General features: G+C 69.4%; 21 protein-coding genes. 16 read left to right on the top strand and 5 right to left on the bottom strand.

Annotated elements, in window-relative coordinates; translation table 11 throughout:
* Nucleotides 1-164 precede the first annotated feature (164 nt).
* Complete coding sequence (locus AC069H_RS07290; RefSeq protein ID WP_478231670.1) at nt 165-974, bottom strand: LURP-one-related family protein; 810 nt, start codon at nt 972-974, stop codon at nt 165-167.
* Between the two features lie 120 nt (nt 975-1,094).
* Here AC069H_RS07290 and AC069H_RS07285 point away from each other — a divergent pair, with 120 nt between their 5' ends.
* From AC069H_RS07285 to AC069H_RS07270, 4 genes are read left to right on the top strand one after another with little or no spacing between them, the layout of a single operon-like run.
* Nucleotides 1,095-2,132, top strand: coding sequence for a methionine synthase (locus AC069H_RS07285; RefSeq protein ID WP_478231669.1), 1,038 nt, complete (start codon nt 1,095-1,097; stop codon nt 2,130-2,132).
* Between the two features lie 22 nt (nt 2,133-2,154).
* Nucleotides 2,155-2,847, top strand: a complete 693-nt coding sequence (locus AC069H_RS07280; protein ID WP_478231668.1) for a hypothetical protein — start codon at nt 2,155-2,157, stop codon at nt 2,845-2,847.
* A 10-nt stretch (nt 2,848-2,857) separates the two neighbouring features.
* The gene (ligA, locus tag AC069H_RS07275) at nt 2,858-4,978 is read left to right on the top strand and encodes an NAD-dependent DNA ligase LigA (protein ID WP_478231667.1); all 2,121 of its coding nucleotides are present in this window, start codon (nt 2,858-2,860) and stop codon (nt 4,976-4,978) included.
* A complete protein-coding gene (locus AC069H_RS07270; RefSeq protein ID WP_478231666.1) occupies nt 4,971-5,468 on the top strand; it encodes a GNAT family N-acetyltransferase in 498 nt (165 codons plus the stop codon). Before ligA ends, AC069H_RS07270 begins: the two co-directional genes overlap by 8 nt.
* Before the next feature lie 71 nt (nt 5,469-5,539).
* Here AC069H_RS07270 and AC069H_RS07265 read toward each other — a convergent pair whose 3' ends face one another.
* A complete protein-coding gene (locus tag AC069H_RS07265; RefSeq protein WP_378443154.1) occupies nt 5,540-6,193 on the bottom strand; it encodes an ACT domain-containing protein in 654 nt (217 codons plus the stop codon).
* A gap of 244 nt (nt 6,194-6,437) precedes the next feature.
* Here AC069H_RS07265 and gatC point away from each other — a divergent pair, with 244 nt between their 5' ends.
* The 5 genes from gatC to AC069H_RS07240 all read left to right on the top strand — a co-directional run bounded on the left by gatC (nt 6,438) and on the right by AC069H_RS07240 (nt 11,729).
* Nucleotides 6,438-6,737, top strand: coding sequence for an Asp-tRNA(Asn)/Glu-tRNA(Gln) amidotransferase subunit GatC (gatC, locus tag AC069H_RS07260; RefSeq protein ID WP_005162012.1), 300 nt, complete (start codon nt 6,438-6,440; stop codon nt 6,735-6,737).
* Entirely contained in the window at nt 6,734-8,251 is a 1,518-nt protein-coding gene (gene gatA, locus AC069H_RS07255; RefSeq protein WP_478231665.1) for an Asp-tRNA(Asn)/Glu-tRNA(Gln) amidotransferase subunit GatA, read from the top strand. Before gatC ends, gatA begins: the two co-directional genes overlap by 4 nt.
* Nucleotides 8,248-9,753 (top strand): Asp-tRNA(Asn)/Glu-tRNA(Gln) amidotransferase subunit GatB, encoded by a 1,506-nt coding sequence (gatB, locus tag AC069H_RS07250; RefSeq protein WP_240600545.1) that lies wholly within the window; start codon nt 8,248-8,250, stop codon nt 9,751-9,753. Before gatA ends, gatB begins: the two co-directional genes overlap by 4 nt.
* On the top strand, nt 9,746-10,255 hold the full coding sequence (locus tag AC069H_RS07245; RefSeq protein WP_478231664.1) for a hypothetical protein: 510 nt from the start codon (nt 9,746-9,748) through the stop codon (nt 10,253-10,255). The genes gatB and AC069H_RS07245 overlap by 8 nt, the downstream gene beginning before the upstream one ends.
* Nucleotides 10,256-10,328: 73 nt before the next feature.
* Nucleotides 10,329-11,729, top strand: a complete 1,401-nt coding sequence (locus AC069H_RS07240) for an alpha/beta hydrolase family protein (protein WP_478231663.1) — start codon at nt 10,329-10,331, stop codon at nt 11,727-11,729.
* Between the two features lie 6 nt (nt 11,730-11,735).
* On the opposite strand, the gene AC069H_RS07235 is transcribed toward AC069H_RS07240, so the two are convergent.
* The gene (locus AC069H_RS07235) at nt 11,736-12,959 is read right to left on the bottom strand and encodes a PQQ-dependent sugar dehydrogenase (protein ID WP_478230697.1); all 1,224 of its coding nucleotides are present in this window, start codon (nt 12,957-12,959) and stop codon (nt 11,736-11,738) included.
* Between the two features lie 169 nt (nt 12,960-13,128).
* Between AC069H_RS07235 and AC069H_RS07230 the strand changes: the two genes are divergently transcribed.
* From AC069H_RS07230 to AC069H_RS07220, 3 genes are all read left to right on the top strand, one after another.
* A complete protein-coding gene (locus tag AC069H_RS07230) occupies nt 13,129-14,034 on the top strand; it encodes a 2-hydroxyacid dehydrogenase (RefSeq protein ID WP_478231662.1) in 906 nt (301 codons plus the stop codon).
* Between the two features lie 32 nt (nt 14,035-14,066).
* Complete coding sequence (locus tag AC069H_RS07225) at nt 14,067-14,891, top strand: DUF72 domain-containing protein (protein WP_478231941.1); 825 nt, start codon at nt 14,067-14,069, stop codon at nt 14,889-14,891.
* 88 nt (nt 14,892-14,979) lie between these two features.
* A complete protein-coding gene (locus AC069H_RS07220) occupies nt 14,980-15,522 on the top strand; it encodes a DoxX family protein (RefSeq protein WP_478231940.1) in 543 nt (180 codons plus the stop codon).
* A 98-nt stretch (nt 15,523-15,620) separates the two neighbouring features.
* Here the strand turns inward: AC069H_RS07220 and ilvD are convergent, their stop codons facing one another.
* Nucleotides 15,621-17,465, bottom strand: a complete 1,845-nt coding sequence (gene ilvD, locus AC069H_RS07215) for a dihydroxy-acid dehydratase (protein WP_478231661.1) — start codon at nt 17,463-17,465, stop codon at nt 15,621-15,623.
* A 63-nt stretch (nt 17,466-17,528) separates the two neighbouring features.
* Complete coding sequence (locus tag AC069H_RS07210) at nt 17,529-17,987, bottom strand: PH domain-containing protein (RefSeq protein WP_478231939.1); 459 nt, start codon at nt 17,985-17,987, stop codon at nt 17,529-17,531.
* Nucleotides 17,988-18,308: 321 nt separating this feature from the next.
* Between AC069H_RS07210 and AC069H_RS07205 the strand changes: the two genes are divergently transcribed.
* The 4 genes from AC069H_RS07205 to AC069H_RS07190 all read left to right on the top strand — a co-directional run bounded on the left by AC069H_RS07205 (nt 18,309) and on the right by AC069H_RS07190 (nt 22,072).
* Nucleotides 18,309-20,183: an acetolactate synthase large subunit gene (locus AC069H_RS07205; RefSeq protein WP_478231660.1), complete on the top strand. Its 1,875-nt coding sequence runs from the start codon at nt 18,309-18,311 to the stop codon at nt 20,181-20,183.
* Nucleotides 20,180-20,686: an acetolactate synthase small subunit gene (gene ilvN, locus AC069H_RS07200; RefSeq protein WP_034315713.1), complete on the top strand. Its 507-nt coding sequence runs from the start codon at nt 20,180-20,182 to the stop codon at nt 20,684-20,686. The genes AC069H_RS07205 and ilvN overlap by 4 nt, the downstream gene beginning before the upstream one ends.
* 33 nt (nt 20,687-20,719) lie before the next feature.
* Nucleotides 20,720-21,733, top strand: a complete 1,014-nt coding sequence (gene ilvC, locus AC069H_RS07195) for a ketol-acid reductoisomerase (protein ID WP_016336537.1) — start codon at nt 20,720-20,722, stop codon at nt 21,731-21,733.
* A 75-nt stretch (nt 21,734-21,808) separates the two neighbouring features.
* Entirely contained in the window at nt 21,809-22,072 is a 264-nt protein-coding gene (locus AC069H_RS07190; RefSeq protein ID WP_340683496.1) for a DUF397 domain-containing protein, read from the top strand.
* Nucleotides 22,073-22,209 lie beyond the last annotated feature (137 nt).

Below are 22,209 nucleotides of genomic sequence, written 5' to 3'. Positions count from 1 at the left end.
CAGCGTGCCGCCCCAGTCCCTCCACTTTGTGCCGCCGGAAGCCGAGTGTCCACTTGAGTGGGGTGAGACCCCGGTCACTTGCCCCACTCGCATTTCGTCCTCTGGATGCGGTCCTTGCGCGTGCAACTACCGCATCCAGAGGACGAAATGCGGAAGGCGCTGCGTCAGCCCTTGTCGTCCTGCTTCAGCGCGGTGTCGATGGTCAGCGCCGAGGCCACCACCATCGACGCCAGCGGATCCCGCAGCGGCCGGTGGATCTCGACGACGTAGTTGTCGGCGGTGGTGAACGCGGCCTTCACGAAACCGCCCCAGGTCTTGGTGATCCGCGCGATCTCGACGTCCGCGTGGTCCTTGATCGCGAAGTTCCACGCCCGCCAGTTCTCCGCGAAGATCCCGCCGACCTTCCGCCCGTCGACCACGAAACCCAGCCGGATCTTGCCGAAGACATTCTCCTGCACGATCTCGCCGATCGGGGAGTCGTCGGCCTTCGTCACCAGGAACCGGGATTTGAACACTTTCGCCGGCCGCGTCACCTTCAGCACGGTGCTGTGGTTCGTGTCGCGGATCTCGAAGCGGTGGGTCAGGAACTGGTCGTAGTTCGTGAGCAGCCGGATGGCCTTCTTCACCGTGCTCTGCCCGACCTGGACGACGCCGCCGAGGCGGTTGCCGTGCTGGTCGAACACCCCGAACTCGTTGGCCATCTCGATGAGTTTCGCGCGCTGGTTGACCACCAGCACGGGTTCGGAGAACAGCGTCCCGCCGCCGGCGACACCACTGCCGCGGGTTTGGGTGCCCCTCGCCGCCTGCGCGCGGATCTTCTCCGGGTCGTGCGCGCCTTCGACGTCCAGCTCGATCATCTCGGCGTCGTGCGACGGCCGCGTGTTCGCGGTCCAGGCCTGCCCGTCCCACCACCGGTACAGCCGGGGGTTCTGCCGGTCGGGATACCAGCCGGCGGGCTGTGGGGAGCTCGTCATGGCAGGTCAGCGTAATGCGCCGGGCGCCGGATCGGGCTCGTCGACGGCAATTGCGTCGAATGTCCGTGTCCTCCCCCGCCCCGCCGCCCCGCCGGGTCGGACCAAGGGGAGAATCCGGGTGTGAACGAACGACCTTGGCCCCTTGGCGCGGCCACCGCGATCGGTTCCCTGCCCGGTACCGATCCGGTCGAGGCCGCTTCGATCGTGTTCGGCGAACTGCCCGATTTCCCCTGTATGCCCGAACTTCCCGCCCGCGGCGTCGGGGCCGACATGATCGGCCGGACGGCGGCGCTGCTGGTCGACCTCGCGGTCGAGGTGGTGCCGAGTGGTTATCGGGTCGCCGCTCGTCCCGGGCACGACCACCGCCGGGCCGTCGACCTGATGAACTGGGACCTCGACGCCGTCCAGGAGGCGCGGGAAAAGGCGGGCGCCGCGCCGCCCGCCTTCAAGATCCAGGTCGCCGGGCCGTGGACGCTCGCCGCGAACATCGAGCTTCCGCGCGGGCACCGGATCCTCACCGACAAGGGCGCGCTGCGCGATTTCGCCGCGTCGCTGCTCGACGGGCTGGCCGAGCACGTCGCGGAACTGAAGTCGCGGATCGGCGCGCCGGTGGTGATCCAGTTCGACGAACCGTCGCTGCCCGAGGTCCTCGCCGGTGACCTCCCGACGGCGTCCGGCTACGGCACGGTTCCCGCCGTGCCCGCGGCGGAGGCGCGCGAACTGCTGTCGACGGTGATCTCCGGGGCGGAGCGTGTCACCGGTCAGCCGGTCGCGGTGCACTGCTGCGCCGAAAAGCCGCCGATCTCGTTGCTGCGCGCGGCGGGGGCGCGGGCGGTCGCCTTCGATTTCACCTTGCTGAGGGGCGCTTCGCCCGCGCAGCTCGACGAGATCGGCGAGACGCTGGACTCCGGGACGACGCTGATGCTCGGACTCGTCCCGACGACCGACCCCGGTGTCCCGGTGGAGCTGCGCGACGTGGTCACCCCCGTGTTCAACCTCGTCGACCGGCTGGGTTTCCGCCGCGAGATCCTCGCCGAACGGGTCGTGCCGACCCCGGCGTGCGGTCTCGCGGGCGCCACCCCCGACTGGATGCGCCGCGCGCTCACGCTCAGCCGGGAGGCGGGCAAGGCTTTCACCGAACCGCCTGAAGGCTGGTGAGCGGCGCGGTAGCGTGCCCGTCATGCGTTTGTTCCGCCGTTCCCGCAAAACCGAGGACGTCCCCGACCCCCGCACCGCCTGGCCGGAGCAGCCGGTCCCCGAGGACGCGGCCGCCGCGGCGGCGAAGTTCTGGGAGGCATGGTTCGCGCTTCTGCCGGAGGTCAGCGCCGCCCTCGGCGATCGTGAACCGCATCGGGTGGAACACGACCTCTGCACCATCGTCGAGGCACTGCACCCCCGGCTGCACTTCTCCCTCGATCGTGGGCGCCGGGCGATCTACTCGCTGGTGCTGACCGGCCAGGAGGATCCGGAACTGCGCCCGTACACCGACGCGTGGAAGGCCGCGGCGCCGCCGGAGGACGCCATCTGGGAGTACCACGATTCCGTGCCGCCGGTCCCCGATCCGAGTGAGGTCACCGTCAACCTCGGCGAGACGCGGATCGCGCTCGCCGACGTGCGGGTGACCGCGAAGGTGGACGAATCAGCCGGACGGGTGGACGTGACCGTGTTCCATCCGCTGATCGACGAGCTCGCGCCGGAGACCCGGACGACCATGACCTTCCTGCCGCTGGACGCCACGCTGGGTGAGCGGGTCGCGGCCGAACGGCTGGGCAGGGTCGAGCTGGTGACCGAGGCCCAGGACGGGCAGCTGACCCTGCTGGAACTGCGCGAGGTGGTCGGCAGGCTGTCCGGAAATGTCGGTACCCCCGACTAGAGTCACCCCCGTGAGCAGCGAACTTCCCGAAAACCCCGAGCCCGTGCAGGATGTCACGGACGTCCCCGCCGACGTCCGTGAAAGGCATGCCGAACTGGCGGAGGAGATCCGCGGTCACCAGTTCCGGTACTACGTGCTGGATTCACCGATCGTGTCCGACGGCCGGTTCGACGAGCTGCTCAACGAACTCCAGGCCATCGAGGACGAGCATCCCGGGCTGGTGACGCCGGAGTCGCCGACGCAGAACGTCGGCGGCACGTTCTCCACCGAGTTCGTCGCGCACGACCACCTCGAGCGCATGCTCAGCCTGGACAACGTCTTCGACACCGAAAGTTTCGAGACGTGGGTCGAGCGGGTCCAGAAGGAGATCGGCGCGACGAAGTACCTCGCCGAGCTGAAGATCGACGGGCTCGCGATCAACCTGCTGTACGAGAACGGCCGCCTGACCCGCGCGCTGACCAGGGGCGACGGCCGCACCGGCGAGGACGTCACGCTCAACGTCCGCACGCTGGAGCAGGTGCCCGAGCGGCTGAGGAGCACGGACGAGTTCCCGGTGCCCGCGCTGGTCGAGGTCCGCGGTGAGGTGTTCTTCCGCGTCGAGGACTTCCTGGCGCTGAACGCGAAGATGGTCGAGGCGGGCAAGGATCCGTACGCGAACCCGCGCAACACCGCCGCCGGATCGTTGCGCCAGAAGGATCCCAAGATCACGAAGTCCCGCAACCTGCGGTTGATCTGCCACGGTCTCGGCAAACGTGAGGGCTTCGAACCGAAGCGCCAGTCCGAGGCGTACGACGCGCTCGCCGCGTGGGGCCTGCCGGTCTCGCCGCACAGCAAGGTGCTCGGTTCGGGCAAGGAACTGCTGGAGCACATCGAATACTGGGGCGAACACCGGCACGACGCCGAGCACGAGATCGACGGCGTCGTCATCAAGGTCGACGAGGTCGCGCTGCAGCGCCGTCTCGGCACGACCTCGCGGGCTCCGCGCTGGGCGATCGCCTACAAGTACCCGCCGGAAGAGGCGATCACCACCCTGCTGGACATCCAGGTCAACGTCGGCCGCACCGGGCGGGTCACCCCGTTCGCGGTGATGGAGCCGGTGAAGGTGGCCGGGTCCACGGTGGCGATGGCGACGCTGCACAACCAGGAAGAGGTCAAACGCAAGGGCGTGCTGATCGGGGACAAGGTCGTCATCCGCAAGGCGGGCGACGTCATCCCCGAGGTGCTCGGCCCGGTCGCCGACGCGCGCACCGGCGAGGAGCGCGAGTTCGTGATGCCGTTGCGCTGCCCCAACTGCGACACCGAACTGGCGTACCAGAAGGAGGGCGACATCGACATCCGTTGCCCGAATTCGCGGTCCTGCCCGGCGCAGTTGCGGGAGCGGCTGTTCCATCTGGGCGGCCGCGGCGCGTTCGACATCGAGGTGCTCGGCTACGAGGCCGCGGTCGCGCTGCTCGACGCCGGTGTGGTGCACGACGAGGGCGACATCTTCGATCTGGACGAGGAAAAGCTGCTCCAGGTGGAGCTGTTCCGCACCAAGGCGGGGGAGCTGTCGGCCAACGGGCGCAAGCTGCTGGACAACCTGGAGACGGTGAAGGACCGTCCACTGTGGAAGGTCATCGTCGGCCTGTCGATCCGGCACGTCGGCCCGACGGCGGCGCAGGCGCTCGCGCGGGAATTCGGTTCCCTGGAACGGATCGAGAACGCCTCGGAGGAGGAGCTCTCCAGTGTCGACGGCGTCGGCCCGACCATCGCGCGCGCGGCGAAGGAGTGGTTCGAGGTCGACTGGCACCGCGAGATCGTCGAGAAGTGGCGTGCGGCGGGCGTGCGGATGGAGGAGGAGCGCGACGAGTCCATCCCGCGCAACCTCGAAGGCCTGTCGATCGTCGTCACCGGTTCGCTGAACGACTACTCCCGAGACGAGGCCAAGGAATACATCATGGCCCGCGGCGGGAAGGCGGCCGGTTCGGTGTCGAAGAAGACGGCGTTCGTCGTCGTCGGTGACGCTCCGGGCACGAAGTACGACAAGGCCGTCCAGCTGAAGGTGCCGGTGCTCGACGAGAACGGCTTCCGCGTGCTGCTGGAGAGCGGCCCCGAGGCCGCGGCCGAACTGGCTCTGCCGACCGATGAGTGACCTGGAGATCCGGCCCGCCCGCCCCGCGGAGCTGACGGCGATCGGGGAGCTCACGCTGGCCGCGTACTCCGCGGAGCGGACCCTCGTCGACGGCGTGGGCTACGCCACCGAACTGCTCGACGCGGCCCGGCGGGCGGAGCTGGCCGAACTGCTGGTCGCGGTGGACGCGGACGGCACGCTCGTCGGCACGGTCACCATCGCCCGTCCGGGGACGCCCTTCGCCGAGCTGTCCCGTGAGGGCGAACTGGAGTTCCGCATGCTCGGCGTGCTGCCCTCGGCGACCGGACGCGGCATCGGCGAGGCCCTGACCAGGGCGGTCATCGCGCGGGCGCGTGAACTCGGCGCGGCGCGGGTGGTGCTGTGCAGCCTGGAGACGATGACGCGGGCGCACCGGCTCTACGAGCGGCTCGGTTTCGCTCGGCTGCCCGAGCGGGACTGGGAGCCGCATCCCGGGGTGACCCTGATCGCGTACCGTCTGGAGCTCACCTAACCCCCGCATTTAGTCCTCTGAATGCGGTACTTGCGCGTGCAACTACCGCATTCAGAGGACGAAACGCGGAGTCAGCTGTCCAGCACGACAGCGACGATGCCCGCGAAGTGCGCCAGCCGGGCCACCTCGGCGGCCCGGAAGTTCGGCCCGCCCGGCCGGGCGACCAGCAGCGCCTTCCCGGGCTTCCCCAGCGGCGTCGCCGCGAGTTCGGTCCCCAGTTCCTTCCACGTCTCCGGCACCCAGGCCTCCTCGGCGTCGAGGATGGTGGCGCGTTCCAGCGGCAGCCACGGCAGGTCGGTGATCGGCGTCTCGGGCGCGGCGTTGGACGACGCGAGCCGGATCGCGCCGGCCTCGGCGTGCTCGACGACCACGGCCCAGCCCGCCCGGATGATCCGCGGCACCCCTTCGGCGAGGATCTCCAGCCCCGAAGCGGGCTTCGCGGCGATCTCCTCGACCAGTTCGAGCTCGCGATGGGTGTCCAGGACCCCGGCGTACGGGCGGACGGCGTCGACCTCGACCCCGTCGACGCTTTCGGCGGCGGTGATGAGCGCGTCCGGCAGCCTGCCGGACGGGATTTCGACGACGAGGTCGTCGACGGCGACACCGCCGCCGCGTTCGACCACGTCCACGCTCAGGATGTCGGCGCCGACGGTGCCGAGCGCGGTGGCGACCGCGCCGAGGGTCCCCGGGGTGTCCGGTAATTGGACCCGGATCAGGAACGACACACGCGCCCCTCTCGCCTCAGGCGTCCCAGCCTCGCCGTGGAACGCGCTACGCCGGGCGCCGATTGTGACAGACCGGACGAGGTAATGGGGACCGACGTCCGGGGCGCGGGATAACGAACCAGGCACTCCTTACCCGACATGGGAGCGCAGGCCGCGGCATAACCCAGTCGAGTCCGCCGACGCCGCCACCATAGACTTGCAGCTTCCGACAGAACCCGCACAGCACACCCCGGGAGTCACCCGCGTGCCCAACATTTCCCGCGACGAGGTCGCACACCTCGCCAAGCTGGCCAGGCTTGCCGTCACCGAAGAGGAGCTGGACGTCTTCGCGGGCCAGCTCGACCAGATCCTGGACTCGGTGGCCAAGGTGAGCGAGGTCGCAGGCGAGGATGTCCCGCCCACGTCGCACGCCGTGCCGCTGACCAACGTGTTCCGTGAGGACACGGTCCGACCGGGGCTGACCCAGCAGCAGGCGCTGGCCGGTGCGCCTGCCAGCGAAGAGGGTCGTTTCCGGGTGCCGCGGATTCTGGGAGAAGAACAGTGACCGAACTCATCAAGCTGACCGCCGCCGAGCTGGCGGAGAAGATCCAGTCCCGAGAGGTATCGGCCGTCGAGGTCACCCAGGCCCACCTGGACCGGATCGCCGAGGTAGACGACCACATCCACGCCTTCCTGCACGTCGACACCGAGGGCGCGCTCGAAGCCGCCCGCGCGGTGGACGCCGACGTCGCCGAGGGCAAGGCGCCGAAGTCGGCGCTCGCCGGTGTCCCGCTGGCGCTCAAGGACGTGCTGACCACCAAGGGCATCCCGACCACGGTCGGTTCGAAGACCCTGGAGAACTGGCTCCCGCCGTACGACGCCACCGTGACGCGCAAGCTGCGCGAGGCCGGTGTCGTGGTGCTCGGCAAGACCAACATGGACGAGTTCGCGATGGGCTCCTCCACGGAGAACTCCGCGTTCGGCCCGACGCACAACCCGTGGGACCACGCCCGTATCCCCGGCGGTTCCGGTGGTGGCTCCTCGGCCTCCATCGCGGCGTTCGAGGCCGCGATCGCGATCGGCACCGACACCGGTGGCTCGATCCGCCAGCCCGGCGCGGTCACCGGCACCGTCGGTGTGAAGCCGACCTACGGCGGTGTCTCCCGCTACGGTCTCGTCGCCTTCTCGTCGTCGCTCGACCAGGCCGGCCCCTGCGCGCGGACGGTGCTCGACGCCGCTCTGCTGCACGAGGTCATCGCCGGGTACGACCCGATGGACTCGACCTCGATCGACGCGCCGGTCCCGCCGGTGGTCGCCGCGGCCCGCCAGGGCCTGACCGGTGACCTCAAGGGCGTTCGCGTCGGCGTGGTCAAGGAATTCGCCGGCGACGGCTACCAGCCGGGCGTGTCGCGGTCCTTCGAGGCCGCCGTCGAGCAGCTGCGCGCGCTCGGTGCCGAGGTCGTCGAGGTCTCGTGCCCGAACTTCACCTACGCGCTGCCCGCGTACTACCTGATCGCGCCGAGCGAGTGCTCGTCGAACCTCGCCCGGTTCGACGCCATGCGCTACGGCCTGCGCGTGTCCGACGACGGCGAGCACAGCGCCGAAGAGGTCATGTCGCTGACCCGTGAGAAGGGCTTCGGCCCCGAGGTCAAGCGCCGCATCATGCTCGGCACGTACGCGCTGTCCTCGGGCTACTACGACGCCTACTACGGCTCGGCGCAGAAGGTCCGCACGCTCATCACGCGGGACTTCGAAGCCGCGTACGAAAAGGTGGACGTGCTGGTCTCGCCGACCACGCCGACCACGGCGTTCAAGATCGGCGAGCGCGTCGACGACCCGATGGCGATGTACCTGGCGGACCTCTGCACCATTCCGTCGAACCTCGCCGGCAACGCCGCGATGAGTGTCCCAAGTGGACTGTCGCACGAGGACGGCCTGCCGGTCGGCCTCCAGATCATGGCCCCCGCGATGGCCGACGACCGGCTGTACCGCGTCGGCGCCGCCTACGAGGTCGCACGCGACGCCGCCAACGGTGGCTCGCTGGTGCACGAGGTTCCGGAGCTGGGAGGAAAGAAGTGACCGCCGTGGTTGAGTTGATGGACTACGCCGACGTCATCGAGCGGTTCGACCCGGTGCTGGGCCTCGAGGTGCACGTCGAGCTGAACACGAACACCAAGATGTTCTGCGGCTGCGCCAACGAGTTCGGCGGCGAGCCGAACACCAAGGTGTGCCCGACCTGTCTCGGCCTGCCCGGTTCGCTGCCGGTCGTGAACGGCAAGGCGGTCGAGGGTGCGATCCGCATCGGGCTGGCGCTCAACTGCGAGATCGCCGAATGGTGCCGGTTCGCCCGGAAGAACTACTTCTACCCGGACATGCCGAAGAACTTCCAGACCTCGCAGTACGACGAGCCGATCGCCTTCAACGGCTACCTCGACGTGACGCTGGACGACGGTGAGGTCGTGCGCGTGGAGATCGAGCGCGCGCACATGGAGGAGGACACCGGCAAGTCGCTGCACGTCGGCGGCGCCACCGGGCGGATCCACGGCGCCGAGCACTCGCTGCTCGACTACAACCGCGCCGGCGTGCCGCTGATCGAGATCGTCACCAAGACGATCGAGCACACCGGCGGCCGTGCCCCCGAGGTCGCCCGCGCGTACGTGAGCGCCCTGCGGGATCTGCTGCGCGCGCTGGACGTCTCCGACGTCCGCATGGACCAGGGTTCCCTGCGCTGCGACGCGAACGTCTCGCTGATGGCCAAGGACGCGACCGAGTTCGGCACGCGCACCGAGACCAAGAACGTCAACTCGCTGCGCAGCGTCGAGCGCGCCGTGCGCTACGAGATGACGCGCCAGGCGGCGATCCTCGCCGAGGGCGGGTCGATCAAGCAGGAGACGCGGCACTTCCAGGAGGCCGACGGCACCACGTCGCCGGGCCGCACCAAGGAGACCGCCGAGGACTACCGGTACTTCCCGGAGCCCGACCTGGTCCCGATCGCGCCGTCGCGCGAATGGGTCGAGGAGCTGCGCAAGACGCTGCCGGAGATGCCGTCGGAACGCCGCAAGCGCATCCAGCGCGAGTGGAACCTGACCGACGAGGCACTGCGCGACCTGCTCAACGTCGGCGCGGTCGACCTGGTCGCCGCCACCGTCGAGGCGGGCGCGACCCCGGACGAGGCCCGCAGCTGGTGGGTCAACACGCTGGCGCAGGAAGCCAACTCCCGCGAGATCGAACTGGCGGAGCTGGCGATCACCCCGGCGCAGCTGGCCGAGGTCATCGCGCTGGTGAACGCCGGTGAGCTGACCAACAAGCTGGCCAAGGAGGTCGTGCAGGGCGTGCTCGCCGGCGAGGGTTCGCCGTCCGAGGTCGTCGAGAAGCGCGGCCTGAAGGTCGTCTCCGACGACTCCGCGCTCATCGCGGCGGTCGACGAGGCGCTCGCCGCGCAGCCCGACGTCGCCGAGAAGATCCGCGGCGGCAAGGTGGCCGCGGCCGGGGCGATCGTCGGCGCGGTCATGAAGGCCACCAAGGGCCAGGCCGACGCCAAGCGCGTGCGCGAACTGATCGTCGAGCGAGTCGGTGCCTGATCTCGCTTTGAAGAAGGTCACCTGGCGTGAGTGGCTCGGCCTCGCGGCCGGGCTGCTCGCGCTGGTGGCCTTGTTCCTTCCGTGGACGACGCTGACCGCCTCGCGCCCGGAAATCGAGGACGCGCTGACGACGTTGCCCGCCGACGACGTCACGCGCGACGCGTGGCGCTCTGGCTTCCTCGCCTGGGCGCCGCTCTTCCTCCTGTTCTTGCCCGGCGTGGCCGTCGTGCTGTTCGGCCGAGTCGACGCCGTCCGCCGCGCGGGCCTGCCGCATCTGTGGCTGATGGCGGCCATCGGCGCGCTGCTGCTGATGGTGCTCGGCTGGACCACCCTCGACTGGCAGTTCGACGCCGATCAGCGCGGGATCTTCTCCGCCGCCGGCATCGAGATCGGGACCGGGCTCGGCCGCTACATCGGCCTGCTCGCCGCTGTCGTCTCCGCGGTCGTCGCGTTCTTCGACGTCCGCCTCCTTCGCGCCGAGACCCGTACTCGCCGCCCCTGATCGATCTCTTCGTTCGTGCGGAGAGCCTCATACGGCGTTGACAGGTGACCATTTGGTCACCTAATTTTCCCGTATGACTCACACACGCAGGACGCTGATCACCGTGCTCGTCGCGCTCCTCTTCGGGGCACTGTTCACCGCCACGCCGGCGGCCGCCGAAGAGCGCTCGCGCGTCCATGAAGGGACGATCGACGGAGCGGACTACCTGGTCAAAGTGCCGAAACGCTGGAACGGCACGCTGGTGCTCTACAGCCACGGGCTCTATGTGGAGGAATGGGGGAAGCCGGAGCAGATCATGCTGGCCACCAGACCCGAGACCGAGTCTTGGCTGCTCGATCAGGGCTACGCGCTGGCCGCGTCGAACTACAAGGGCGTTTACGGGCACGCGATCGAGGAGGCCCTGACCGATCAGATCGCCTTGCTCGACTGGTTCGAGGCCAACGTGGGGAAACCGCGGCGGACCATCACCAGCGGGATGTCCATGGGCGCCGTGATCTCCCTGAAGCTGGCCGAGAACAACCCGGGCCGGTTCGACGGCGTCCTGACGCAGTGCGGCGAGTACGACGCGAACGGCACGTGGAACAGCGCTCTGGACATGCTTTTCGCGCTCAAGACCCTGCTGGCTCCGGACGCGGACATCGACCTCGTCCGGCCTCGCGACCCGCAGGGCGCGCAGGCGGCGCTCGAAGCCGTCGTGGCCGAAGCCCAAAAGACCGAGGCCGGCCGGGCCCGGATCGCGCTGGCCGGGGCACTGGGCACCGTCCCGGGCTGGGCGCTCGCGCACGAACCGGAGCCGACGGACCCCGCGGACCGTCTCGCGCAGCAGGCGTTGTGGGTCACCGGGGTCTACGTGTACGGCTACGGACCGTCCGCACGTCCCGAAATCGAGCACCGGGCAGGCGGGAACCCGTCCTCGAACGCCGGGATCGACTATCGGCGTCAGCTCGCCCGTTCCGGTGGGCTAGACTTGGTCCGGCACGCCTACCGCGCCGGAGGCGTGGATCTGGAAGCCGATCTCGACCGGCTCGCCGTGGCCCCGCGGATCTCGGCGGATCCGAAGGCGCAGGCCTACATGCACCGCTACATGGTGGCGCGCGGCACCACGCCGTCACCCGTGCTGACCGCGCACACCACCGGAGACGGCGGCGCCATCACGGGGCAGGCCCGGTGGTACGGCGACCAGGTACGGCGCAACGGCGATCCCGGTCTGCTGCGGCAGACCTACGTCAGCCGGGGCGGTCACTGCTCGTTCAACGCGGCCGAGGAGATCGTCCTGCTGCGCACCCTGCTGTCCCGAGTGGACTCCGGCCACTGGCGGTCCACCGATCCGCGCCGGCTCACCGCCGCCGCGACCGCGCTCGGCCCCGCGTATCGGCTCGTGCGGGAGCTGTTCGACCCGCAGGGCAAGGAGAAGGAGATGGCGCCGTTGTTCACCCGGTTCACGCCGCCTGCCCATCCGAGGCCGTCCAGGTGAGGCCGCTCAGTCCTTGCCGCCCCCGCCGGAGCTGGCCGACGGCGTGATGATGACGACGCGGTCGTCGCTCGAAACCGGGGTGCCGCCGTCCTTGTTGACCGTCCCGGCGAGCGCGATCTGCGGGTTGACCATGCTCATCGCGGACAACCTGCCGAAGGTCTTCGGCGGCTTGCCGACCTTGCCGTCCATGAAGACGTTGGGCTTGCCGGTCACCGCTCCGTCCGGGGTGACCGGCAGGTTCTGCAGGTTGCCCGCGATCGACGTGGTGATCGAGAGATAGCCGGTGGCGCCGACGAAATCGGCGCAGCCCGCCACCCCGGGCCTGTCGGTCCAGCTCCAGGCCGGGGTGGTCAGCGGCTGGCCACCACGAAGCCGGTACAGGACGTCCTTGTCGGCCAGCCTGTCGGTCAGCCACACGCGGGAACCGGTCTGGTCGCGGCAGATCCCGCCGGGGGAGTGCACGCCGGTCGAGAAGACCGCCGAACCCGGTGTGGGGTTCCCCGCGGCCGGTTTGCCGGACGTGTCGATGCGCAGCACCTTCCCGGCGAGTGACGCGGGATCCGCGGCGAGTCCGGGATTGCCCGCGTCGCCGGTGGCGACCAGGAGCGCGCCCTTGGCGTCGGTGCTGATCGCGCCGCGGTTGCCGGTGGAGCCCTTGGGGATGCCGGTCAGCACCGGTTTCGGCGCCTGGCCCTTCGCCAGCCGGACGACCCGGTTGTCGTTCGGGGTGGTGATGTAGGCGAAGACGAGCTGGTCTTCGGCGAAGCCCGGGGAGAGGGCGAGCGAGGTGAGGCCGCCGTCGCCGGAGCCGTCCACGGGGACGGTCGCCCAGTCGGCCGGGTCCTTCTCCGCGGCGGCGAGCAGGATCCGGCCGCTCTTGCGTTCGCCCGCGAGCGCGCTGGGCGCGGTACCGTCACCGGGGATCGCGGCGACGGCGGCGACGGTGTCCAGGCAGGTCGCGATGACGGCCTTGTCGAAGTCCTTGCACCCCTGCGGCGGCGGGACCGGCGTCGGCGTCTGGTTCCGCCCGCCGCCGCGCCCGGGACCGGAGTCGCCCGCTTCACCGCCGGGCCCGACGTGCGGCGGGACCTCGGGGGACGGCGGGTTGACCGGGGTGAACTTCTGCCCGGCGGCGGTGTTGTCGAATTCGGCACACCCGGAGAGCATCAGCGCGCCGCAGGCCAGCATGGCCAGCGGCGCGGTCCATTTCCGCCGGTACCGGGTACGCACGGGGCAAGCCTAGGTGGGCGTACGTGAGCCACGGGTAAGAGGTACTGGCGGAGCTGAGATGTCCTCGAAAAAGTGGCATAAGCGTGAAACCCGCCATGGCCGAAGGCCCCGCTATCGCGGACGCGGGTTCACCGGCGGAGACACGGAGGTACTGGATACCGTGGTGATCATGACTGTGACCGTTCTCGTCCCCGACGAAGAGGGAGTGGCCGCGCTTTCGGAGATCGACGGCGTGCGTCCCGTGATGTACCGCCACGGCGAGCCGGTGCCTCCCGAAGCCGCCGAGGCCGAGGTCCTCGTGACCGGTGACCGGCCCAGCGACGAGCTCTGGCGCGCACTGCCGAACGTCAAACTCGTGCAGCTGCTGGTGGCGGGTGCCGAGGACTGGGTCGGCAAGGTGCCGGACGGTGTCCTGCTCTCGACCTGCCGCGGCGCGCACGGCGGAAGCTCGGCCGAGTGGGTCGTCGCGGTACTGCTGGCGATCTACCGCGGTCTCGACGGCTTCGCCGAAGGCCTGCGGCGGAAGCACTGGGAACGCCGGACCACCGACACCCTGCAGGGCAAGCGGGTCCTCATCATCGGCGCGGGCGACCTCGGCAGGCATCTGCGCCGTCGGCTGGAGACGTTCGACGTGCGCTGCGCGATGGTGGGCGCGAACGCTCGCGAAGGTGTCCACGGCACCGACGAACTCCCCGCCCTGCTGCCCCACCACGACGTCACGGTGCTCATGGTGCCGCTCACGCAGCACACGCGCGGCATGGTCGACGCGGAGTTCCTGGCCGCGATGCCGGACGACGCGATCCTCGTGAACGTCTCGCGGGGCGCGGTCGTGGTCACCGACGCGCTCGTCGCGGAACTCGCGTCGGGACGGCTGCGCGCCGCGCTCGACGTGACCGACCCGGAGCCGCTGCCCGCCGGGCACCTGCTGTGGGACTGTCCGGGACTGCTGCTGACACCGCACGTCGCGGGCTCCGTGAGCGGGAGGCGGCAGCGCGCCTACGCGGTGGTGGTCCGGGAATTGAGCCACTATCTGGGCGGAGAGTTGCCGAAGAACCTGGTCCACGGCGAATACTGAGCAGCGTGGCGAATCTTCATGTCGGCTGTGCGATGTGGACGCACAAGGCGTGGGCCGGGCGGTTCGTCCCGCGGTCGCCGACCGCCGGGGAGCGCCTGCGGGCGTACGCCGGCTGGTGCAACGCGGTCGAGGGCAACACCACCTTCTACGCGACCCCCGCCAGGGACACCGTCGCGGCGTGGGCGCGGCAGACCGGCCCCGGCTTCCGGTTCGTGGTCAAGCTGCCCAAGGTCGTCACGCACGAGCGACGGCTCGCCGGTGTCGAGACCGAGATGCGGGCGTTCCTGGACGCGATCGAACCCCTCGGCGACCGGGCGGTCCTGTGGACTCAGCTGCCCGGCTCGTTCGGCCCGCCGGACGCCGACGCCCTCGGCCGCTTCCTCCGCCGTCTCCCCGCCGGGCTCCGGCGCGCCGTGGAGGTGCGTCACCCGGCGTTCTACACCGATCCCGGCGCGACGTCGCTGCTGGAGGGGACCCTCGCCGACGCGGACGCCGAGTGGGTGCCGTTCGACACCACGGTCTTCTTCGCGAGCCCGCCGGTCAGCGAGGCCGAGCAGGACGCCTGGGCCAAGAAACCCCGGCTGCCGCGGCGGACGCGGGCACTGACCGATCGGCCGATCGTCCGTTATCTGGGCCGGGATTCGGCCGAGGAGACCGCGCGGGGATGGGAGCCGTGGACCGAGGTGGTCGCCGGGTGGCTGCGTGACGGCCGGTCGCCGACGGTCTTCGTGCACACGCCCGACAACGACGACGCCCCGGCGCTCGCCCGCCGGTTCCACGACGACGTGCGCGCCCTGGTGCCCGGCCTCGACCCGCTGCCCGAGCCCGAACCGGTCGAGCCGGCGACCCTGTTCTGAGCCGCTCGGCCACCGGTCCGGCGGTTCGGTCGCCTGACGGGCCGGTTTCGCCTACCCTTCGCGCGTGAGCGATGACTACCAGACCAGCATGATCTCGGACGTGGCCGAGCCCGACAACGGCCCGGCCCCGGTGGAGACCAGGGGCGGGATCGACCTCGGTCTGCTCGTCCTGCGAGTGGTGCTCGGCGTGACCATGGGCGCGCACGGGCTCCAGCACCTCTTCGGCGCCTTCGGCGGGCCCGGGGTCGGCGGATTCGCCAAGGTGCTCGGCGGCTTCGGTTACACCAGCCAGACCACGCTGCTTTCGTGGATCACCGGGATCAGCGAGGTGGTCGGCGGCGCGCTCGTGCTGGTGGGCCTGTTCACCCCGATCGGTGCCGCGGCGCTCCTCGGGGTCTGCGCGAACATCGTCTACGTCAAGTTCGGCGGCGGGTTCTTCCAGCAGCAGGGGCAGGGTTTCGAGTTCGAACTCCTGCTGGGCGCGGCCTCGCTGGCCGTGCTGCTCGCGGGCTCCGGGCGGATCGCGCTGGACGTCAACACCCCGTGGCGGAAGCGGCCGCTTTCGTTCGGGCTGATCGGGCTGCTGCTGGCGGCGGCCGCTTCGGTCGTGGTGCTCGTCCTCTGCCGCTGATCGCCCGCATTCAGAGGACTAAATGCGCTCGTCCCGCCCCACGGGGAGTGAGCGAAGGGCGCATTTAGTCCTCTAAATGCATGCTTGTGGCAGGCGTGCTACTTGCTCGGGTCCCGGACGGCGCCGGTGTCGGCCGACGTCGCCATCCGCGCGTAGGCCCGCAGCGCGGCAGTGATCTTCCGGTCCCGCGAGACCGGCTGCCACGGCCGCTCGCTCGCCTCCATCTTCGCGCGCCGCTCGGCGAGGACGTCCTCGTCGACGAGCAGTTCGAGACGGCGCTCGTGGACGTCGAGCAGGATCCGGTCGCCGTTCTGGACCAAGCCGATCGTCCCGCCCGCGGCGGCCTCGGGCGAGATGTGCCCGACCGAGATACCCGACGAGCCGCCGGAGAACCGGCCGTCGGTGATCAGCGCGCACTTCTTGCCCAGTCCCGATCCCTTGAGGAACGCCGTCGGGTGCAGCATCTCCTGCATGCCGGGGCCGCCCGCCGGGCCTTCGTAGCGGATCACCAGCACCTCACCGGGCTGGATCTCCTTCTTGAGGATGGCGGAAACCGCCTCCTCCTGGCTTTCCAGCACCCGGGCCGGTCCCTCGAAGTGCCACAGTTCCTCGTCGATGCCCGCGGACTTGATGACGGCGCCGTTCTCGGCGAGGTTGCCGCGCAGGATCGCGAGCCCGCCGTCCTTGGTGTACGCGTGCTCGACGTCGTGGATGCAGCCGTTCGCGGCATCGGTGTCCAAAGAGGACCACCGATTCTCGGTGGAGAACGCCTTCGTGGTGCGGACCCCGCCCGGCGCCGCGTGGAACAGCTCGATCGCCCGCTCCGACGGTTCCTTCGCGCGGATGTCCCAAGTGGACAGCCACGATTCGAGATCCGGCGAGTGCACGGAGTGGACGTCGGTGTTCAGCAGCCCGCCGCGGTGCAGTTCGCCCAGGATGGCGGGGATGCCGCCGGCGCGGTGGACGTCCTCCATGTGGTAGTCCGAGTTCGGCGCGACCTTCGACAGGCACGGCACGCGGCGGCCGATGGCGTCGATGTCGTCGATGGTGAAGTCGACCTCGCCCTCCTGCGCGGCGGCGAGGATGTGCAGCACCGTGTTGGTCGAACCGCCCATCGCCATGTCGAGGGCCATCGCGTTCTCGAACGCCTTCTTCGACGCGATCGAGCGCGGGAGCGCGGACTCGTCGTCCTGCTCATACCAGCGCTTGCACAGCTCGACGACCGTGCGCCCGGCGTCCTCGAAAAGCGCCTTGCGGGCGGCGTGCGTGGCGAGGGTGGAACCGTTGCCCGGCAGGGAGAGCCCGAGCGCCTCGGTGAGACAGTTCATCGAGTTCGCGGTGAACATACCCGAGCACGAACCACAGGTCGGGCAGGCGGAACGCTCCACAATGGACAGCCCGTCCTCGTCGACCTCGCTGCTGGCCGACGCGGCGATCGCGGTGATCAGGTCGGTCGGCGCCTGCGCGACGCCGCCGACGACCACGGCCTTCCCGGCCTCCATCGGGCCGCCGGAGACGAACACCGCCGGGATGTTCAGCCGCATGGCGGCGTTCAGCATGCCCGGGGTGATCTTGTCGCAGTTGGAGATGCAGACGAGCGCGTCGGCCTGGTGCGCGTTCACCATGTACTCGCACGCATCGGCGATGATCTCGCGCGAGGGCAGCGAGTAGAGCATTCCGCTGTGCCCCATGGCGATCCCGTCGTCGACGGCGATCGTGTGGAACTCGCGGGCGACCCCGCCCGCCTCCTTCACCGCGCCGGCCACGATCTCGCCGAGGTCCTTGAGGTGCACGTGCCCCGGCACGAACTGGGTGTAGGAGTTCGCGATGGCGACGATCGGCTTGCCGAAGTCGCTGTCGGTCATTCCGGTGGCGCGCCAGAGCGAGCGGGCGCCCGCCGCGTTGCGGCCGTGGGTGGTGGTCCGGGAACGGAGTTGAGGCACGGCTGACTCCAAGGTTCGGGATGGGGACCAGGGCGAACGAGCGCCAAACTGGTCCTACCAATCCTACTCCCCGGAATCGTCGCTCTTTTCCGGAGCCTTGGCCACGTCGTCGGTCAGCCCCGAGGGATCGGCCATGCGGCCCGCGCTGACCAGCGAAATCACCGGCAGGTGACGGGTGCGTACGGCGGGAAGGGGGATCTTGGTCTCGTCCTTCAGCACTGCCTGCACCTTCGCCTTGTCTGTGATGGCGAGGCCCTTGAGCGAGGTCCACGGCAGGTCCCGCCGCCCGAACATCGTGCGGACCTCCAGCCCCTTGGCCGTCGCCGTCGTGCGGGTCCGGATGACGAACACCGCCAGCGCGATCGGGAAGAGGTAGAGCCACTGGAGATACGGCACGTCGCCGAACGCGACAGGCGTCACACAAACGACGAGGAAAGCGATCGCCAGCAACGCCGTGTTCGGGATTTTGAAGACGGCCTTGCGGTCCTCGTTCGCCTGTTCCTGCTGCTTTTCTTCTGCCACGTCAAAGATGGTGCACCGCCGCCTCGAAGGCCCCGAACGCGGGTCGCGCGACGCACCGGAGGTGTCCAGCATGCGGAATCGCCGTCCCGCAGAGTTGACACTCTTGACGGCGACCGGCTAGCTTCACTCTCGTGACAACGCAGACCGGCCTCGTACTTCCCAAGCGCGTCGACGCTTAGGGAAGTCTCCGCTGCGTCGACGCGCGACCCTCGTGCGACCACTCCGGTCGGCGGGGGTTTTTTGTTGCCTGGAACAATTTCACTTGCCCGACCAGCCAATGAATACCCGAACGAGTGACTAGACAAGACGAGGCAAACAGCGATGACTAGTGCCACCTCGCGAGCTGAAGCGAACTCCGGTACCACCGGTGCCCGACCCAAGCCGGCGCCGCCCGCCGGGACCCCGGTGCGGGTCACGGGCGCGCAGTCGCTCGTCCGCTCGCTCGAGTCGGTGGGCGCGGAGGTCGTGTTCGGTATTCCGGGCGGCACCATTCTCCCGGCGTACGACCCGCTGCTCGACTCGACGAAGGTCCGCCACGTCCTGGTCCGCCACGAACAGGGTGCGGGCCACGCCGCCACCGGGTACGCGCAGGCCACCGGCAAGGTCGGGGTGTGCATGGCCACCTCGGGTCCTGGCGCGACCAACCTGGTCACCCCGCTGGCCGACGCGAACATGGACTCGGTCCCGGTCGTCGCCATCACCGGCCAGCAGTCCCGCGCGCTGATCGGCACGGACGCCTTCCAGGAAGCCGACATCTGCGGCATCACGATGCCGATCACCAAGCACAACTTCCTGGTCACCGACCCGGCCGACATCCCGCGCACCATCGCCGAGGCCTTCCACCTCGCCTCGACCGGCCGGCCCGGCCCGGTCCTCGTGGACATCCCCAAGGACGTCCTGCAGGAGATGACCTCCTTCTCCTGGCCGACGGAGCTGCGGCTGCCGGGCTACCGGCCCACGCTGCGCCCGCACGGCAAACAGGTCCGCGAGGCCGCCCGGCTGATCAGCAAGTCGCGTCGCCCGGTCCTCTACGTCGGCGGTGGCGTGATCAAGGCCGATGCCTCGCGCCAGCTGATGGAACTGGCCGAGCTGACCGGGATCCCGGTCGTCACCACGCTGATGGCCCGCGGCGCCTTCCCCGACTCGCACCCGCAGCACCTCGGTATGCCGGGCATGCACGGTTCGGTCGCCGCGGTCGCCGCGATGCAGCGGGCGGATCTGCTGATCGCCCTCGGCGCCCGCTTCGACGACCGCGTCACCGGGCAGCTGTCCTCGTTCGCACCGGACGCCGCCATCGTCCACGCCGACATCGACCCGGCCGAGATCTCCAAGAACCGCAAGGCGGACGTGCCGATCGTGGGCGACTGCGCGGAGATCATCACCGAGCTGATCGAGGCCGTCCGCGCCGAGACCGACAAGTCCGCGAAGCCGGATCTGAAGGACTGGTGGACGCAGGCGAGCGCCTGGCGTGACGACTACCCGGCCGGTTACGAGTGGCCCGAAGACGGGACGCTTTCCCCGCAGTACGTCATCGAGCGCATCGGTTCCCTCGCCGGCCCGGACGCGGTCTACACCGCCGGCGTCGGCCAGCACCAGATGTGGGCCGCGCAGTTCGTGAAGTACGAGAACCCGCGCACCTGGATCAACTCCGGCGGTCTCGGCACGATGGGCTTCGCCGTCCCCGCCGCGATGGGCGCCAAGTTCGGCGTGCCGGACAAGCAGGTCTGGGCCATCGACGGCGACGGCTGTTTCCAGATGACGAACCAGGAACTGGCCACCTGCGCCATCGAAGGCGCGCCGATCAAGGTCGCCGTCATCAACAACGGCAACCTCGGCATGGTCCGCCAGTGGCAGAACCTCTTCTACTCCGAGCGGTACTCCAACACCGATCTCGGTACGCACAAGCACCGCATCCCCGACTTCACCCTGCTCGCGGAGGCGCTCGGCTGCGCCGGGCTCCGCTGCGAGACCAAGGAGGACGTCGACGCCACCATCCGGCGTGCCATGGAGATCAACGACCGCCCCGTCGTGATCGATTTCGTGGTGGGGAAGGATGCTCAGGTGTGGCCCATGGTGGCCGCGGGCACCGGTAACGACGAAATCATGGCCGTGCGCGGGATCCGCCCGCTCTTCGACGACGACGAGGTCGCCGCCGAGGCGGAGCTGAACGCCGCCACAGAAGGAGACGCCCGATGAGCGTGCACACCCTGAGCGTTCTGGTCGAGAACAAGCCCGGTGTCCTCGCGCGGGTTTCCGGACTGTTCTCCCGGCGTGGTTTCAACATCGAATCCCTCGCCGTCGGGCCCACGGAGAATCCCGAGGTGTCCCGGATGACGATCGTGGTCGCCGTCGAAGAGCTACCGCTCGAACAGGTGACCAAACAGCTCAACAAGCTGGTCAACGTCATCAAGATCGTGGAATTGGAAAAGTCCACAGCCGTGCAGCGTGAACTGCTGCTCGTCAAGGTCCGGGCCGACAACACCGTGCGCAGCCAGGTCCTCGAGACAGTGCAGTTGTTCCGCGCGAAAGTGGTGGACGTGTCGCCCGAGGCGCTCACCGTCGAAGCCACCGGCACCTCGGACAAGATCGGTGCCCTGCTGCGGATGCTGGAGCCCTATGGCATCCGCGAACTGGTCCAGTCCGGAATGGTCGCGGTCGGCCGGGGCGCCCGGTCCATCACCGCCACCTCCGCTCGATAACTTTGTAAGTCAGGAAAGGAAGTAGTACCCCTCATGGCAGTGGAAATCTTTTACGACGACGACGCGGACCTTTCGATCATCCAGGGTCGCAAGGTCGCCGTGATCGGCTACGGCAGCCAGGGTCACGCGCACTCGCTGAGCCTGCGCGACTCCGGCGTCGATGTCCGCATCGGTCTGCCCGAGGGCTCGAAGTCGCGGGCCAAGGCCGAGGAGCAGGGGCTCCGCGTGCTCACCCCGGCCGAGGCCAGCGCCGAAGCCGACCTGATCATGATCCTCGCGCCGGACACCAAGCAGCGCTTCATCTACGAGCAGGACATCGCGCCGAACCTCAAGGACGGCGACGCGCTGTTCTTCGGCCACGGCTTCAACATCCGCTACGACCTGATCAAGCCGCCGTCGAACGTGGACGTCGCGATGGTCGCGCCGAAGGGCCCTGGCCACCTGGTCCGCCGCCAGTTCGTCGACGGCAAGGGCGTCCCGGCGCTCATCGCGGTCGAGCAGGACGCCTCCGGCAACGCGCAGGCGCTCGCGCTCTCCTACGCGGCCGCCATCGGTGGCGCCCGCGCCGGTGTCATCAAGACGACCTTCACCGAGGAGACCGAGACCGACCTCTTCGGCGAGCAGGCCGTGCTCTGCGGTGGCGCCTCCGCGCTGGTGCAGACCGGTTTCGAGGTGCTCACCGAGGCCGGCTACGCCCCGGAGATCGCCTACTTCGAGGTGCTGCACGAGCTGAAGCTGATCGTCGACCTCATGTACGAGGGCGGCATCGCGCGTCAGCGCTACTCGATCTCCGACACCGCCGAGTACGGCGACCTGACCCGCGGCCCGCGCGTCATCTCGCCGGCGGTCAAGGAAGAGATGAAGAAGATCCTCGGCGAGATCCAGGACGGCACCTTCGCCCGCGAGTGGGTCGCCGAGGACGAGGCCGGGCGCCCGAACTTCACCAAGCTCGAGGAGCAGGGCAACCAGCACCCGATCGAGGAGACCGGCAAGAAGCTGCGCGACCTGATGTCGTGGGTGGACCGGCCGATCACCGAGACCGCCTAGTTGTCACCACGAAGGGGCCCTTCATCACGAAGGGCCCCTTCGTTTTGCGTATCGGAAAGCGATAGCGTGGGCACCATGAGTGAGCAGCCGGTGGACGACAAGGCCCATATCCGGCCAGACCTGGACTTGAGTGACGCGGTGTGGATCCGAGCGGAACCGGAGGGCGCGAATCTCGAGGATGCCGTCGAGTACGCGCTGGTGCCCCACACTGACGGCGTCACCTACACGGCGATGCGCCGGGCCGTCGAACCGGACGGCCACCTGCTCGTGTTCACGCCGACGGAATGGGACGCGTTCCTGAAAGGCGTCCGGGACGGCGAATTCGACCTGCCCGCCTGAGTGAGGGGTAAGGCAAAGGTGGCCTTCACGGACTTCTGGCAGGAAAGTGCCGGTACCGGGTGGTCGTGAGTGGCGTTTCGGGTTCTAACCCGAAACGCCACTCACTGCCACCCCCGCCACCGGGTAGGACTTTCCGG

The sequence above is a fragment of the Amycolatopsis sp. NPDC043887 genome (assembly GCF_056435665.1).
This window is presented reverse-complemented; position numbering and strand designations above follow the sequence as displayed.

What these genes read in the sequence shown, in the direction of transcription:
- AC069H_RS07290 (WP_478231670.1), bottom strand. Translation starts at nt 974, where the DNA reads ATGACGAGCTCCCCACAGCCCGCCGGCTGGTATCCCGACCGGCAGAAC.
- AC069H_RS07280 (WP_478231668.1), top strand. Translation starts at nt 2,155, where the DNA reads ATGCGTTTGTTCCGCCGTTCCCGCAAAACCGAGGACGTCCCCGACCCC.
- AC069H_RS07270 (WP_478231666.1), top strand. Translation starts at nt 4,971, where the DNA reads ATGAGTGACCTGGAGATCCGGCCCGCCCGCCCCGCGGAGCTGACGGCG.
- AC069H_RS07240 (WP_478231663.1), top strand. Translation starts at nt 10,329, where the DNA reads ATGACTCACACACGCAGGACGCTGATCACCGTGCTCGTCGCGCTCCTC.
- AC069H_RS07230 (WP_478231662.1), top strand. Translation starts at nt 13,129, where the DNA reads ATGACTGTGACCGTTCTCGTCCCCGACGAAGAGGGAGTGGCCGCGCTT.
- AC069H_RS07225 (WP_478231941.1), top strand. Translation starts at nt 14,067, where the DNA reads ATGTGGACGCACAAGGCGTGGGCCGGGCGGTTCGTCCCGCGGTCGCCG.
- AC069H_RS07220 (WP_478231940.1), top strand. Translation starts at nt 14,980, where the DNA reads ATGATCTCGGACGTGGCCGAGCCCGACAACGGCCCGGCCCCGGTGGAG.
- AC069H_RS07205 (WP_478231660.1), top strand. Translation starts at nt 18,309, where the DNA reads ATGACTAGTGCCACCTCGCGAGCTGAAGCGAACTCCGGTACCACCGGT.
- ilvN (WP_034315713.1), top strand. Translation starts at nt 20,180, where the DNA reads ATGAGCGTGCACACCCTGAGCGTTCTGGTCGAGAACAAGCCCGGTGTC.
- ilvC (WP_016336537.1), top strand. Translation starts at nt 20,720, where the DNA reads ATGGCAGTGGAAATCTTTTACGACGACGACGCGGACCTTTCGATCATC.
- AC069H_RS07190 (WP_340683496.1), top strand. Translation starts at nt 21,809, where the DNA reads ATGAGTGAGCAGCCGGTGGACGACAAGGCCCATATCCGGCCAGACCTG.